Origin of the sequence: Kitasatospora sp. NPDC093550 (genome assembly GCF_044764985.1) — a bacterium.
Lineage (GTDB): Bacteria > Actinomycetota > Actinomycetes > Streptomycetales > Streptomycetaceae > Kitasatospora.
In genome coordinates this window covers 346552-359681 of the sequence record NZ_JBIWJF010000002.1, presented here as the reverse complement: position 1 = coordinate 359681, position 13130 = coordinate 346552, and the positions used below count along the sequence as shown (strand labels likewise).

At 75.4% G+C, this 13130-nt stretch carries 13 protein-coding genes; 7 read left to right on the top strand and 6 right to left on the bottom strand.

Going from position 1 to position 13130, the window contains the following annotated elements; genetic code table 11:
- Positions 1–16: 16 nt before the first annotated feature.
- The 3 genes from ACIRD3_RS04770 to ACIRD3_RS04760 form a co-directional block, all read right to left on the bottom strand.
- On the bottom strand, positions 17–430 hold the full coding sequence (locus tag ACIRD3_RS04770; RefSeq protein ID WP_402211596.1) for a hypothetical protein: 414 nt from the start codon (positions 428–430) through the stop codon (positions 17–19).
- 86 nt (positions 431–516) lie between these two features.
- Positions 517–1167 carry a helix-turn-helix domain-containing protein gene (locus ACIRD3_RS04765; protein WP_402211593.1) on the bottom strand — a complete coding sequence of 217 codons (651 nt, stop codon included), beginning with the start codon at positions 1165–1167 and terminating at the stop codon, positions 517–519.
- Between the two features lie 178 nt (positions 1168–1345).
- Positions 1346–2275, bottom strand: a complete 930-nt coding sequence (locus ACIRD3_RS04760; RefSeq protein WP_402211590.1) for a LysR family transcriptional regulator — start codon at positions 2273–2275, stop codon at positions 1346–1348.
- Between the two features lie 155 nt (positions 2276–2430).
- On the opposite strand from ACIRD3_RS04760, the gene ACIRD3_RS04755 reads away from it, so the two are divergent.
- From ACIRD3_RS04755 to ACIRD3_RS04745, 3 genes are all read left to right on the top strand, one after another.
- Entirely contained in the window at positions 2431–4032 is a 1602-nt protein-coding gene (locus tag ACIRD3_RS04755; protein ID WP_402211587.1) for an MFS transporter, read from the top strand.
- Positions 4033–4168: 136 nt separating this feature from the next.
- Positions 4169–5026 (top strand): SPFH domain-containing protein, encoded by an 858-nt coding sequence (locus ACIRD3_RS04750; protein ID WP_402211584.1) that lies wholly within the window; start codon positions 4169–4171, stop codon positions 5024–5026.
- A 165-nt stretch (positions 5027–5191) separates the two neighbouring features.
- Positions 5192–6559, top strand: a complete 1368-nt coding sequence (locus ACIRD3_RS04745) for an FAD-dependent oxidoreductase (RefSeq protein WP_402211582.1) — start codon at positions 5192–5194, stop codon at positions 6557–6559.
- A gap of 6 nt (positions 6560–6565) precedes the next feature.
- On the opposite strand, the gene ACIRD3_RS04740 is transcribed toward ACIRD3_RS04745, so the two are convergent.
- Positions 6566–7183 (bottom strand): TetR-like C-terminal domain-containing protein, encoded by a 618-nt coding sequence (locus ACIRD3_RS04740; RefSeq protein ID WP_402211579.1) that lies wholly within the window; start codon positions 7181–7183, stop codon positions 6566–6568.
- Positions 7184–7328: 145 nt separating this feature from the next.
- On the bottom strand, positions 7329–8162 hold the full coding sequence (locus tag ACIRD3_RS04735) for a YitT family protein (protein ID WP_402211577.1): 834 nt from the start codon (positions 8160–8162) through the stop codon (positions 7329–7331).
- Positions 8163–8297: 135 nt separating this feature from the next.
- On the opposite strand from ACIRD3_RS04735, the gene ACIRD3_RS04730 reads away from it, so the two are divergent.
- Positions 8298–9740, top strand: a complete 1443-nt coding sequence (locus ACIRD3_RS04730) for a PLP-dependent aminotransferase family protein (RefSeq protein WP_402211575.1) — start codon at positions 8298–8300, stop codon at positions 9738–9740.
- A 123-nt stretch (positions 9741–9863) separates the two neighbouring features.
- Here the strand turns inward: ACIRD3_RS04730 and ACIRD3_RS04725 are convergent, their stop codons facing one another.
- Positions 9864–10058 carry a hypothetical protein gene (locus ACIRD3_RS04725; protein ID WP_402211573.1) on the bottom strand — a complete coding sequence of 65 codons (195 nt, stop codon included), beginning with the start codon at positions 10056–10058 and terminating at the stop codon, positions 9864–9866.
- A 190-nt stretch (positions 10059–10248) separates the two neighbouring features.
- Here ACIRD3_RS04725 and ACIRD3_RS04720 point away from each other — a divergent pair, with 190 nt between their 5' ends.
- The 3 genes from ACIRD3_RS04720 to ACIRD3_RS04710 all read left to right on the top strand — a co-directional run bounded on the left by ACIRD3_RS04720 (position 10249) and on the right by ACIRD3_RS04710 (position 13084).
- A complete protein-coding gene (locus ACIRD3_RS04720) occupies positions 10249–11613 on the top strand; it encodes an amidase family protein (protein WP_402211571.1) in 1365 nt (454 codons plus the stop codon).
- Between the two features lie 168 nt (positions 11614–11781).
- Positions 11782–12612 carry an alpha/beta fold hydrolase gene (locus tag ACIRD3_RS04715; RefSeq protein ID WP_402211957.1) on the top strand — a complete coding sequence of 277 codons (831 nt, stop codon included), beginning with the start codon at positions 11782–11784 and terminating at the stop codon, positions 12610–12612.
- Between the two features lie 43 nt (positions 12613–12655).
- Positions 12656–13084 carry a hypothetical protein gene (locus ACIRD3_RS04710; RefSeq protein WP_402211569.1) on the top strand — a complete coding sequence of 143 codons (429 nt, stop codon included), beginning with the start codon at positions 12656–12658 and terminating at the stop codon, positions 13082–13084.
- The last annotated feature ends 46 nt before the right edge of the window (positions 13085–13130 follow it).

The window sequence follows — 13130 nt, the reverse complement described above, 5'->3', positions numbered from 1 at the left end:
TCGACCGCACGGCCCATCACCGCGAGCAGTCCGGCGGGTTCGACATCGGGCGGGACGTCGACGGCCACGAAGCGCTCGCCGTTCCACTCACTCGCCACCCCCGCGGCCGGACCTCGGCCCTGGTCCCGTCGGCAGCCCGCCGGAGGACGCCGGCCGGCAGATCCGCGACGAAGGCGAGCCGCAGCGTCCGGTGCCACGGGCTCCGGACCACCTCGCTGACGCAGTCGTCCTCGCCGAGGAGCACGATGTCGCCGAGGTCGATCCCGTACGTGCGGAACGGGGTGCAGGCGACCGCGTGGGTCCCGTCGTTCAGCGCCCTGAGCCGGAGCTGCTCGACCTGCCCCGGCAGTCCGAACGGAGCCAGGCCGGCGCGCGCGAGGTGGTCGACCTCGGCGCGTCCGACCGGGTCCTCATGGACGACGATCCGCATGACCGCACTCCCCGGGCAGGCTCCTGTGGCCCGCCGTCACGCCGCAGCCGGTCACCCTGCCGTGGGCCGGGGCAGCCGCCGGGTGGTCAGCCCGTGATCAGGCGGCGGCCGGTGATCTCGTCGGGGCGGATCCGGACCCAGCGGGGGCGGTCGCCGCCGGCCCAGGGGGTGGCACCGGGGAGGGCGGCCAGGCGTTGCAGTTCCTCGGGGTCGGTCACGTAGTGGGCCTGGCCGAGGGCCAGGACGCTCCAGCCGCGGCCGAGGTACTCGTCGATGCGGTCGACCTGGAAGGAGACCGAGGCGGACTCGGCCGGGGCGGCGGCGTGGTGCTCGCCGGTGCGGAAGGCGAAGGAGGCCCGGTCGACCACGTAGTTGACGGGCAGGACCACCGGCCCCGGCTCGACCGCCAGGCCGATCCGGCCGATGCCGTGGGTGCCGACGAGCTCCCAGCACTCGGCCTCGGTGAGGTTCTGCAGCCGGGGGTGCGGGCCGGGGCCGCCGTGGCCGGGCGGGGCGTCGGCGCGGCCGGTCAGCAGTTCGTCGCGGCTGCAGCCGAGGACGGCGGCGATCCGCACGAAGCCGGCCGGGTCGAAGTCCGGCCCCGCCGCGAGCAGGTGCCGCAGGTAGCGGGGGGCCATCGCGGCCCGGCGGGCCAGGTCGTCCTCGGTGATGCCCAGCCGGTCGCACCGTTCGGTGATCCGCTGGGCCACGGCGGCGGGGTCGCTGGTGTCGTGCACGGGGTGACTCCTCGGCTTGCCGGGGGCGTTCGGGCCGCGTCCGGGCCGCGTCGGGGCGCAATCCGGTACGGGCCCGTCGAGTTGACCAGGGCGGACCCATCCAAGCGCCCGGCCTGCGGCAAGTCGAGCAACGGCCCGGCCCCGTGCGTGTCGGTCGCCGCGGCCCCGCCCCCACAGATCAGTGCGGCGGCTCGTCGCCCTGCCCGGTGAGCTCTTCGGCGAGCGCGCCCAGGCTCTCCCGCAGCAGCCGCAGCAGCGGGTCCTGGTCCCGGCGCGGGTGCCAGAGCAGGGTGACCCGCAGCGGCCGCAGCCGGGCGGGAACGGGGACGGGGACGGGGACGACGCCGAGGGCGGCGCCCGCTTCCCGGACGAGCGCGACGGGGGCGACGGTGACCAGGTCGGTGCGGGCGACCAGGTGCAGCGCCGCGAGGTAGCCGGGCACGACGCAGCGGACCGTCCGGGGCAGTCCGGCCTCCCGCAGCTCCCGGTCCAGCGCCTCCTCCGGCCGTCCGCTGCGGGAGACCAGCACGTGCTCGGCGGCGGCGAAGCGTTCGGCGCTCGGCTCGCCCCGGGTGAGGGCGTGGCCGCTGCGGACGGCGGCGGTGAGCCCGGCCCGGACCAGGCCGAGCGAGCGCAGGTCCGGGCGCTTGGCCGCGTTGACGACGAGCGCCAGGTCCGCGGTGCCGTCCCGGACGGCCTCGGCGCCGTCCCGTCCGCCGTCCGAGGCCAGCAGGCGCAGCTCGGCGGCGGGCGCGGCCGCGGTGAGGCGGGTCAGCAGTTCGGCGCTGCTGAGGACGATCAGGTCCTGCGGCGCGACGACCGTCAGGCTCCGGTCGAGCGGCCGGGCCTGACGGTCCAGGAGCTGCTCGGCCTGTTCGAGCCAGAGCCGCAGCCTGGGGCGCAGGTCGACGGCGGTGGCGGTGGGCCGCAGTCCGCGGCCGGAGCGCACCAGGAGCGGGTCCTGGAAGGCGCGGCGCAGCCGGCCGAGGGCGCGGCTGGTCGCGGGGACGGAGAGGTTCAGCCGGTGCGCGGCCCGGGTGACGGAGCCTTCGTCCAGGAGGGCGTCCAGGACCACCAGCAGGTTGAGGTCGACCGAGGACAGTTGCACCAGGTGAAACTATCAGTTGCCGTTTTGCCGATTGCCGCAAATGCGCAGGCCGCCTAGGTTCGAGGCAGAGCGACCGCAGCCCGCCCGACCGGCCTCCGCGCCGGGGCGCGCCCCGTCCGTCGCCGCCTCCCGCCACGACCCGGAAGGGGTCCCGCATGCCCTCCGCCGTGCCCCGGCACGAACCGCCGGCCCAGCTCCCACCGCCGCCGCAGGACGGGCCGCCGTCCCGGCCCGGCCGCCGCGCCTTCGGCCCGACCGGCCTGACCGTCGTCTGCGGCGCCTCGCTGTTCATCACCAGCCTCGACTCCACCGCGGTGAACGTCGCGCTGCCCGCCCTCCGGGCCCAACTGTCCGCCGGCCCCTCGCAGTTGGCCTGGATCGTGGACGCCTACACGCTGACCCTGGCGGTGCTGCTGCTCCTGGCCGGAGCGCTCGGCGACCGGCTCGGCCGGCGCGCCATGTTCCGCGCCGGGCTGCTGGTCTTCGGGCTGGGCTCGCTGGGCTGCGCGCTCGCCGGCAGCGCCGACCAGCTGATCGCCGTCCGGGTCCTGCAGGGCGTCGGCGCCGCGCTGCTGGGCCCCAACGCGCTGTCCACCGTGACCACCGCGATCGAGGACCCGGTGCGCCGGACCAGGGCGATCGGTCTCTGGGCGGCGATCTTCGGGCTGGCCGCGGCCGTCGGCCCGCTGGTCGGCGGCTCGCTGGTCGACGCGCTGGGGTGGCGCTGGATCTTCCTGGTCAACCTGCCGGTGGTGGCGCTGACGCTGGCCGCGTCGGTGCGTGTCCCGGAGACCAGGGGCAGCCGGGTCCGTCCGCTCGACCCGCTCGGGCTGGCGCTGGGCGCGGTGGCCGTGTTCGGGGCCACCGAGCTGCTCATCCACGGCGCCCACCAGGGCTTCGGCGGCGCCACCCCGCTCGTGTGCGCGGTGCTGGCGCTGACGGGCGGCGCGGCGTTCGTGGCCGTCGAACGGCGATGCCCGCACCCGGTGTTCCCGCTGGCGCTGCTGCGCCGGCCCACCTTCACGGCCGCCACGGTCAGCGCGGTGCTGGTGTTCGCGATCCTCGCCGGGTTCCTGTTCGTGTCCAGCGTGTACTGGCAGCAGCAGCGGCACGCCTCGGCGCTGGAGACCGGGCTCGCGCTGCTCCCGGCCACGCTGGCGCTCGCCGTGGTCTCGCCCTTGAGCGGGCGGCTGCTGCACGTGGTCGGGGCGCGCCGGCTGCTGGTGGGCGCCGGGCTGCTGCTGGCGCTGGGCGCCGGACTGCTCGCGCTGGCGGCGGGCGGCGACGCGTACCCGCCGTACGCCGCCGGGTACCTGGTGCTCGGGCTGGGGCTCGGCCTGGTCAACCCGCCGATCACCAACACCGCGGTGACCGGTCTGCCGCCGCAGCAGGCGGGGGTGGCCTCCGCGCTCGCCACCACCTCCCGGCAGCTCGGCAACACCCTGGGGGTGGCGGTGCTCGCCCCGGTCGCGGCCGGCCCGCACGTCGACCAGCGGCGCGCCTGGCTGATCGCGCTGGGCCTGGGCCTGGCGGTCGCGGTGCTCAACGCGCTGGCCGGCCGACGCTGCCGGGCCGAGCAAGCCCGACGAGCCGCCCCGGCAGCCCCGGCCGACCCGGCCGCTCCAGCCACTCCAGCCACTCCCGCCGACCCGACCGGCCCGACCAATCCGGCCGACCCGACCGACCCGACCGATCCGACCGGCCCGCAGCAGCCGGCCGCGGGCGCGCGACAGCCCGAGCGAGCCCCCGCCCGCTAAAGATCCGTCAAAACCGCTGTGCACACGCCTGTCACCCCTCCCACCCCCGGCGCATACTGTCCAGCGCGGCTCGCACCGCGCGACAGGGCCACTCCGGTCCCGGCCGGGCTGCGCCGCGACGGGGGAGGTCGAAATCGTGGCATTCGTCGTGATCGTCGCCGTGCTGTTCCTGCTCTGGCTGTCGACCGGTGTGCGGGTGGTGCAGCAGTACGAGCGCGGGGTGGTGTTCCGGCTCGGGCGGGTGAGCGGGCGGGTCCGCGAGCCGGGCGTCACCCTGCTGGTGCCGGTGCTGGACCGGATGCGCAAGGTCAACGTCCAGGTGATCACCATGCCGGTGCCCGCGCAGGAGGGCATCACCAAGGACAACGTCTCGGTGAGCGTCGACGCGGTGCTCTACTTCCGGGTGATCGACCCGATCAAGGCCACCGTGGACGTGCAGAACTACGCCTTCGCCATGCTGCAGGTCGCCCAGACCTCGCTGCGCTCCATCATCGGCAAGAGCGAGCTGGACGACCTGCTCTCCGGCCGGGAGAACCTGCACCAGGGGCTGGAGGTCATGCTGGAGAGCCCGGCCACCGGCTGGGGCGTGCACATCGACCGGGTGGAGATCAAGGACGTCAGCCTGCCCGACTCGATGAAGCGCTCGATGGCCCGCCAGGCCGAGGCCGACCGCGAGCGCCGGGCCCGGATCATCACCGCCGACGGCGAGTTCCAGGCCGCCGCCAAGCTCGCCGAGGCGGCCACCAAGATGGCCGAGACCCCGGCGGCGATGCAGCTGCGGTTGCTGCAGACCGTGGTGGAGGTCGCGGCGGAGAAGAACTCGACGCTGGTGCTGCCGTTCCCGGTGGAGCTGCTGCGCTTCTTCGAGGCCTCCGCGGCCCGGATCGCCGACGGCGCGAACGGCGCCGGCGCCGCCTCCGCCGAGCCCGCCCCGCCGGCCGTACCCGTGCAGACCCCGGCCGTACCCGCGCAGGCCCCCGCCGACGGGAGCTGACGCCCCGCGCGGCCGGCCCGGGCGCACCCCGTCCGGGCCGGCCGCGTGCCCATAGCTCGTCTCTATGACCCCATAGACCGGAACCGACTACAGCTCCGCCCCGCCTCCGGGTTGGCTGCAAGGGTCCAGACCACCCTCCCGCTGCGCCCGACCGGAGGTCCGCCCGTGACGCCCCGCCCGATCAGAGTCGCGATCGTCGGAGCCGGCCCCGCCGGCATCTACGCCGCGGACGCCCTGCTGAAGTCCGACGCCGCCCGGGCGCCCGGCGTCTCGATCGACCTCTTCGAGCGGATGCCCGCCCCGTTCGGCCTGATCCGCTACGGCGTCGCACCCGACCACCCGCGCATCAAGGGCATCGTGACGGCCCTGCACCAGGTGCTCGACAAGCCGCAGGTCCGCCTCTTCGGCAACGTCGACTACCCGTCCGACCTCGCCCTGGACGACCTGCACCGGTTCTACGACGCCGTGGTCTTCGCCACCGGCGCGACGGCCGACCGCCCGCTCGACCTGCCCGGCATCGGGCTGGACGGCTCCTACGGCGCGGCCGACTTCGTCTCCTGGTACGACGGCCACCCCGACGTGCCGCGGGACTGGCCGCTGGAGGCCGAGAAGGTCGCGGTGCTCGGTGTCGGCAACGTCGCCCTGGACGTCGCCCGGGTGCTCGCCAAGACCGCCGAGGAGCTGCTTCCCACCGAGATCCCGCCGAACGTCCACGCGGGCCTGCGCCGCAACCTCGCCCGCGAGGTGCACGTGTTCGGCCGCCGCGGCCCGGCCCAGGCCAGGTTCAGCCCCATGGAGCTGCGCGAGCTGGACCACTCCCCGACCATCGAGGTGATCGTCGACCCCGAGGACATCGAGTACGACGCCGGCTCGATCGCCGAGCGCCGCGCGGTCAAGCACGTCGACCTGGTCGCGGCGACGCTGGAGAAGTGGGCGATCCGCGACGTCGGGGACCGCCCGCACCGGATCTTCCTGCACTTCTTCGAGTCCCCGGTGGAGGTCCTCGGTGCGGACGGCCGGGTGGTCGGCCTGCGCACCGAGCGCACCGAGCTGGACGGCACCGGCAACGTGCGCGGCACCGGCCGCTTCACCGACTGGGACGTGCAGGCGGTGTACCGGGCCGTCGGCTACTACTCCGACGAGCTGCCCAAGCTGCCGTTCGACCCGGTCTCCGGCACCGTCCCGCACACCGCCGGCCGGGTCCTGGCCGGGGACGGCTCGCCCCGCACCGCCACCTACGTCACCGGCTGGATCAAGCGCGGCCCGGTCGGCCTGATCGGCCACACCAAGGGCGACGCCAACGAGACCGTGGCCTGCCTGCTGGACGACCACGCCGCCGGCCGCCTGCCCGGCGCCGGCGAGCCGGACCCGGCGGCCGTCGAGGAGCACCTGCGCGCCCGGGGCGTCCGCCACACCACCTGGGCGGGCTGGCAGCTGCTGGACGCCCACGAGCGCGCCCTCGGCGAGGCCGAGGGCCGCGAGCGGGTCAAGGTCGTCGAGCGCGAGGAGATGCTCCGCCACAGCGGGGTGTGAAGCCCGTCACGGGCGGACGATCGGCAGCAGCACCTCGTCCACGATCTCCGCCGGATCGAGCTGCACCGCGTCCCCGCCGCACATCTTGATCCGGTACAGCATCAGCGCGGGCACCACGTCGGTGACCAGCGGGGTGACGGCGCCCGGGCGGACCTCGCCGCGCTCGGTGCCGCGGTCCAGCACCTCGGCGATCAGCGCGGTCGTGGGCTCGACGACCCGCTCGAACACGATCTCCACGAAGGCGTGCGCCCGCTGGTGGTCCAGCTCGCTCATGATCGCCCGCACGGCGGCGCCCAGCTCGCTGAACATCGCGGTGCGCAGCCTGGCCACCACCTCCAGGAGGTCCCCGCGCAGGCTGCCGGTGTCGGGGGCGGACGCGCCGGGCGGCAGGCTGGCCCGCAGCGCGTCCATGACCAGCTCCTCCTTGGAGGACCAGCGCCGGTAGAGCGCGGCCTTGCCGGTCTGCGCCGCGGCGGCCACGCCCTCCATGGTCAGCCGGGCGTAGCCGTCGGTGGTGAGTTGCTGCAGGACCGCCTCGTAGATGGCGCTCTCCAGCGCCTCGCCGCGCCGCCGCAGCGGGGCCCCCGTCACCGGTCCGTGGACGGCGTCCGTATCAGCGGTCATGGCTGCGCACCTTCTTCAGTCGCCCTTCCCCGATCCCATCGCTACACGCGTTCGCCGGCGTCGCGGTTCTCCGCCCCACCCGGACTCCGACTCACCGGACTCCGCAACGGGCTCCGACCGCACGCGAGGGCGAAGGGGTTTCCTATCACGGGCTACTGTCGATGTTAGTGAACGAACCCGTTCCCTCACAGCCCCGGACCTGCCCGCCCCGAGCCCACACCTCCCGCTCATGACGGAACGTGACCGGACTCTCGCTCCTCGGGACCTGGTCGGGACGCCGCCCGCCGCCGAAGGGGGCCCACCGGCGGTGGCCGGGGTTCCCGGCCGGGCCCCGCTCGCGGTAGGTCCAGCGCGGCAGGAAGAACTGCGTGACCGGACCGACCAGGAGGGCGTAGGCGACGGTGCCGACGCCCACCGTCCCGCCGAGCAGCCAGCCGGCCGCGAGGACGGTCACCTCCAGGCCGGTGCGGACGGTGCGCAGCGAACGGCCCGTCAGCGCGGCCAGTCCGGTCATCAGGCCGTCCCGGGGGCCCGGCCCGAACCGGGCGCCGACGTAGACGGCGACGGAGAACCCGTTGAGCAGCACGCCCAGCAGGAGCAGGCAGCCGCGGGCCGGCAGTCCGAGGTCCTCGGGGAGGACCGCGAGCCCGAAGTCGGAGGAGAGCGCGAGCACCACCACGTTCGCGCCGGTGCCGAGCGTCGGCCGCTGCCGCAGCGGCACCCAGGCCAGCAGGACGAGCACGCCCACGACGGCGCTGATCGTGCCGAAGCTCAGCGAGGAGTGGCGTTGCACGCCCTGGTACAGCACGCTCCACGGGTTGACCCCGAGGGCGGCGCGGACCAGCAGCGAGAGGCTGAACCCGTACAGGGCCAGTCCGCCGAACAGCCGGGCGAGGCGGTGCAGCGGGCGTTCGGCGAGCGACAGGTAGCCGAGGCCCCCGGTCGACGGGCGGCGCGGTGGTGCGGTGCTGACGGGCATGCGGGTGTTCCTCCGGTCCTGGTGCGGGGTGCTGGGCACCTGACGGGGAGTCTCCGCGGCCGCCGCCCGCGATCGGATGGCCAATCCGCGGAAAGTGGTATGTTCCACCGAGCCGATCCCAGGGGGCCCGGGACGATGACGCACGCGCTCGGCGCACGACAGCTGGCCGCGCTGCTGTCCGGCCTGCCGGAGGCCCGGCCGGTCTACCGCCATCTGTTCGAGGCGATCAGCGCGCTGATCCTGGACGGCCGGGTCGCGCTGCACACCCGGCTGCCCGCCGAGCGGGCGCTCGCCACCGCGCTCGGGCTCAGCCGGCCGACCGTCACCAAGTCGTACGCGCTGCTGCGCGACCACGGGTACGCCCGCAGCCGGCAGGGCTCCGGCACCTGGACGGCGCTGCCGAAGGAGGTCGTGCCGCACAAGGTCGGCCGGGTGCTCCCCGCCCCGGACGCCGCCGTCGACCTGGCCCGGGCCGCCTCCGGCCTGCCCCAGCACGTCCTGGACGCGGCCCTGGCCGAGGTGGCCCCGCAGCTGGCCGTGTACACCCGCGGCCCCGGCTACCACCCGTACGGGCTGCCGGGTCTGCGGGCGGCGGTGGCCGAGCGGTTCACCCGGCGCGGGCTGCCGACCGTGCCCGAGCAGGTGCTGATCACCTCCGGGGCGCAGCACGCGCTCACCCTGGTGATCGGGCTGCTGACCGCGCCGGGCGACCGCGTGCTGGTGGAGAGCCCGTCCTACCCCAACGCCCTGGAGGCCCTGCGCCGCGCCCGGCTGCGGCTCGTCCCCACGCCGGTGGCGGAGCACGGTTGGGACGTCGAGGCCATCGAGGCCGTCTTCCGCCGGGCGGCTCCCCGGCTGGCCCTGCTCACCCCGGACTTCCACAACCCCACCGGCCTGCTGATGCCCGAGGAGGCCCGCGCCCGCGTCGTCCGGGCGGCGCGGGCCCGGGGCAGCTGGCTGGTGATCGACGAGGCCATGGCCGAGCTGGCCCTCGACTGCCCGCCGCCCGCCCCCTTCGCGGCCCGGGCCCGGTCCGGCGGAGCTGGCGGGGTGATCACCGTCGGCTCGATGAGCAAGACCCACTGGGGCGGCCTGCGGATCGGCTGGCTGCGCGCGCCGGCCGCACTGGTGACCGAGCTCGCCGGCCAGCGGATCGCCAACGACCTGGGCGGCTCCGTCCTGGACCAGCTGGTCGCCCGCACCCTGCTCGACGCCGACCAGGACCTGCTGCGCGGGCGGCTGGACGCACTGCGCGCCCAACGCGCCGCCCTGGCCGGAGCCCTGACGGAGCACCTCCCCCGGTGGAGCTGGCAGCTGCCGCCCGGCGGGCTGTCCCTCTGGGTCGACCTCGGGGAACCGGTCGCCACCGCCCTCGCCGAACGCCTGCTGGACCACGGCGTCCGGATCGAGAGCGGCGCCTTCTTCGCCACCGACCCGGGCGTCTTCGAGAACCGCCTGCGGATCCCGTACACGATGCCGCCCGCCGTCCTGCGCGAGGCGGTCCGGCGGATGGCGGCGGCCGTGGCGCAGGGGCTCCCCGCGCCGTCGACGGCACGGCGGGCGCACCTGGTGGTCTGACCCGGCCGCCCCGACGACGGGGTCTCCGCTCTCGGGCTGTGGGCCCGTCGTGGCCGGTGCGGCGCGCCGTAGGCACCGCGGATCACGCGAGCCCGCGCCGTGGGAACCGTCTCGGACCCCGCCCTACAGGCCGAGGTCGACGGCCAGGCAGTTGTAGAACGTCCAGGCGCCTTCCGGGTCGTAGGAATCGTTCGCCCTGCCGCCCGGGCCGACGTCCACCTCTTCGGTCATGGACTCGAAGCGGATGCGCTCGGGAAGCGTGCCGTAGCGTGCGCGCCGCGCTTCCGCGTCGGGGTCGCGGCTGAGGTCCTCGCTCATGCCCCTCAGCCTGCTCCCCCTATCGTCACCTGTCAAGACAGTGACGATCGACGCAATGGCAGTGGCGCCCCCACCCGGCGGCGCCACGGAATTCGCTGTTCCGCCACGGTCCCCTGCGGCAGGGTTGCCCGGGCGGGGCCACGGCGGCCCCGTACGCGGACACGAAGACCAGCACGAAGGAGACGACCGGATGGTCACACCGGACACAGCCGGCCAGGGACTCGCACGGGAGACGGTGGAGGCGGCGCTCGACCGGGCCGCCGCGACCGCGCACCTCAACGCGTTCATCACGCTCGACGCCGAGGGGGCACGCGCCGAAGCCGCCCGCCGGGACGCCGGGCACACCGGGAACGCGGCAGGCGCGCACCGGGCCTGGGGCCTCGTCGTCAAGGACAACATCCACGTCGCCGGCCTGCCCAACACCGCCGGCACCCCCGCGCTCGCGGACTTCGTCCCGGCCGCCGACGCGCCCGTCGTCCGGGCCCTGCGCTCGGCGGGGGCGATCGTCCTCGGCAAGACCAACCTGCACGAGCTGGCCCTGGGCGCCACCTCCTGCAACCACACCTTCGGCCCGGTCGGCAACGGCACCGACCCGGCACTGTTCGCGGGCGGCAGCAGCGGCGGTACGGCCGCGGCGGTGGCGGCGGGCGTCGCGGAGGCCGGGCTCGGCACCGACACCGGCGGCTCCATCACCATCCCGGCCGCCCTGAACGGGATCTACGGGCTGCGCCCCACCGCCGGGCGCTACCCTTCGGCGGGCCTCACCCCGCTGTGCCCCACCCGGGACACCGCCGGGCCGATGACCCGCACCCTGGACCTCCTGCTGACGCTGGACACCCTCGTCACCGGGGAGACCGGAGGCGCGCAGGACCCCTCCCGCCCGCTCCGGCTGGGCCTGCCGCGGCACGTGTTCACCGAGGACCTGGAGAGTCCGGTCCGGGCCGCCTGGGACGCGGCCGTCGACCGCCTGACCGCGGCCGGGCACACCTGGGTGCCGGTGGACACCGCACAGCTGGCCGAGCACGACGCCCGGATCGGATTCCCGCTGGTGTTCGGCGAGTTCGCCGCCGCGCTCGGCCGCTACCTCACCGAGCACCGGGCCGGGCCCACCCCGGCCGAGGTCCTGGACGCGGTCGGCGACCCCGTCATCGGCGACCTCCTCAAGGCCACCGCGCTGCCCACCGGCCCGGGATACCCGGGGCCCGCCGCACTGGCGGGGGCGCTCGCGCAGCGCCGGGTGCTGCAGGCCGCCTACGACGAACTGTTCGCGGCGCACGGCCTGGACGCGCTCCTCAGCCCCACCGTCCCGGTGTGCGCCCGGCCGCTGCGCCGGTTCGAGGACTCCCTCCCCCTCAACGGCCGGGACGCGCCCACCTTCTTCACCCTGATCCGCAACACCTCGCCCGCCGCCACCGCCGGCCAGCCCTCGGTGACGCTGCCGCTTCCGGCCACCGCCTCCCCGCCCGTCGGGCTCCAGCTGATCGGGCGCCGGGGCGCCGACCGGGAGCTGCTGTCCGCGGCCGCGCGGGTGGACGCCCTGCTCCGGCGCGACTGACACCCCTTCACCCCACCTCGTCACCACCTTGACAGGTGACGCGATGCCCGGACAGACTCATCACCAGTCAGAGCAGTGACGGCATGCCGATCGCCGGATCCGCTCATATCCGGACCATCCGAAAAGGGGTTTGTCGTGGTGAGCATCAAGGGTGGACGCAAGCGACGGATGACGGGTGCCGCCCCGGCCCTCGTGGCGGGTCTCGCGCTCTGCGCCCTCACCCTCACCGGCACCGCGAGCGGGGCGCCCGGCGCGACCGCCGAGGCCGAGGCCTCCGGCGGTCGCGCCAAGCCGACCATCGTCCTGGAGCACGGGGCCTTCGCCGACGGCTCCAGCTGGAACGGCGTCATCGAGCGACTCCGCGCCGACGGCTACCCCGTGGTCGCCGCCGCCAACCCGCTGCGCGGCCCGGCCTCCGACGCCGCCGCCCTGCGCACCCTCCTCGACCACATCAAGGGCCCCAAGATCCTCGCCGGGCACTCCTACGGCGGCACCGTGATCAGCGAGGCCGCCACGGACGACCCCGAGGTGAAGGCGCTCGTCTACGTGGCCGCCTTCCTGCCCGCCCCGGGTGAGACCGCGCTGGAACTCACCGGCAAGTACCCGGGCTCGACCCTCCCCGACGCCCTGGACCCCGTCACCTACCGGCAGGGCGACGGCAGCACCGCCACCGACCTGTACATCAAGCAGGACCTGTTCCGTCGGCAGTTCGCCGCCGACGTCCCGGCCGGGCAGGCCGCGCTGATGGCCGCCAAACAGCGCCCGATCGCCCAGGCCGCCCTGACGGAACCGGCCACCGGCGCCGCCTGGCAGACCACGCCCAGCTGGTCCGTCGTCACCACCCAGGACCTCAACATCCCGGCCGCGGTCCAGCGCTTCATGTCCGAGCGGGCCCACGCCCACACCACCGAGGTGGCGGCCTCGCACTCCGTCGCCGTCTCCCACCCCCGGCTCGTCGCGGACGTCATCGAGCAGGCCGCCCGCGCCACCGCCCGCTGACCTCACCGGCCGGACCACTCACTCCTCCGTCAGGAAGCCCGTCATGCCCGTCGTACGGTTCCACCTCGTCTCCACCCTCACCCCCCAGGACGTCCTCGCGGTGCTGACCGACTTCAGCCCCGCCCGCGCCGAGGCCTGGCCCACGATCGACGCCGAGCACTTCCGGGTCCACGGCCTCGGCGGCACCTGGGCCGAGGTCACCGAGGGCACGGCCGCCGCCTGGGAGCGCGCCCGGTACGCGTGGCAGCCCGGCGGGGACACCGTCACCATCACCACCCTCGACTCCAAGCTCTTCGGCCCCGGCGGCGGCTGGGTCTTCCGGCTGACCCCCGAGGGCGAGGGCACCCGGGTCGACGTCGAGCTGACGCGCCGACCGGCCACCCTCAAGGGCAGGATGCTCGCCTCGCTCCTGCCCGTCGCCGCGCCGCCGTCCCTGCGCAGGTCCTTCGCCGGGCCCCTGCGCGCCGTGTGAACCTCCCCCGCGCCCGCAAGGGGCCGACGGCGCGAGCCGACGGCCC